Genomic DNA, 957 nt, shown 5'->3' on the forward strand with positions numbered 1-957 from the left:
ACGTGATTGTTCCAAACTTCATCTTCGTCATCTTGATTAAAGAAACTTGAATGTACAGGATTTTTTGATAAGGTTGATAATGTAAGTGGGGTTACAAAATCCTTAGAAGCAGGTGTCATTATCACTTGGACATGTGCACCTGCTTTTATAAAAAGTCGTACTAAAGTGGCTGTTTTATACGCTGCGATTCCACCAGAAACACCCAGTAAAATCTTTTTCCCGTTTAAAACTGACATTGTACTATTATTTGTTTGAACTTCTGTGGTAAGTTTTACCGTCTAACCATTCTTGAACAGCTAAAGCGTGTGGTTTTGGTAATTTTTCGTAAAATTTAGAAACTTCAATTTGTTCTTTATTTTCAAAAACTTCTTCTAGACTATCATTGTAAGTCGCAAACTCTTCTAATTTTTCAGTCAATTCTTTTTTAATCTCTGAATTAATTTGATTTGCTCTTTTAGCCATAATGGTAATTGCCTCATACACATTTCCTGTTGGCTCTTCAATAACTGTTTTATTATAAGTTATTGTGTTTACAGGAGCATTCGTCTTTTTTAAATCCATGACTTTATTTTATTTAGTAAATTTTTGTAAATCTGTTTCAACTCTGGCATTCATTTCGTCTGCCTCTTTCTTATATTTTGTATCGCTTTTAAACTTCATCAAATTAGCATAAGCTGTTTGTGCAACATGCAAACGTTCTTCCATTTTTGCAGGAATACTATTAATTGCCAATTTGTATGCTGAATCGTATTTATAAAACAATGCATCTTCTTTAAAAGGTGTTCCAGGAAAATCAGCAATAAAGTTATCAAAAGCGATCAAAGCCGATTTATAATCTGAAATTGTATTGTATCCTTTAGCATTTTCGTATGCTTTTTTCTCTAATTTGCCATTTAACTTTTGAACAGCCTCATTTGCTTGAGGAATATATTCAGAGTTTGGATAATTATCAATAAA

Annotated in this window: 3 protein-coding genes; all 3 read right to left on the reverse strand. The window is 31.3% G+C overall.

Features of this window, described 5'->3' with window-relative positions; all coding sequences use genetic code 11:
- Window positions 1–236 (reverse strand): flavoprotein (locus B3J44_RS04555; protein WP_286966088.1); only part of this gene is annotated, 236 nt, incomplete at its 3' end.
- Between the two features lie 7 nt (window positions 237–243).
- Entirely contained in the window at window positions 244–561 is a 318-nt protein-coding gene (locus B3J44_RS04560; protein ID WP_008463064.1) for a DNA-directed RNA polymerase subunit omega, read from the reverse strand.
- Between the two features lie 9 nt (window positions 562–570).
- On the reverse strand, window positions 571–957 hold a 387-nt coding region (locus B3J44_RS04565), incomplete at its 5' end, for an outer membrane protein assembly factor BamD (RefSeq protein ID WP_286966089.1).

The sequence above is a fragment of the Flavobacterium sp. UBA4854 genome, assembly GCF_002399805.1.
In the GTDB taxonomy this organism is placed as follows: Bacteria; Bacteroidota; Bacteroidia; order Flavobacteriales; family Flavobacteriaceae; genus Flavobacterium; species Flavobacterium ginsengisoli.

Bases quoted from the DNA above. Each gene is read 5' to 3' on its own strand.
- B3J44_RS04560 (WP_008463064.1), bottom strand. From the start codon at position 561: ATGGATTTAAAAAAGACGAATGCTCCTGTAAACACAATAACTTATAAT.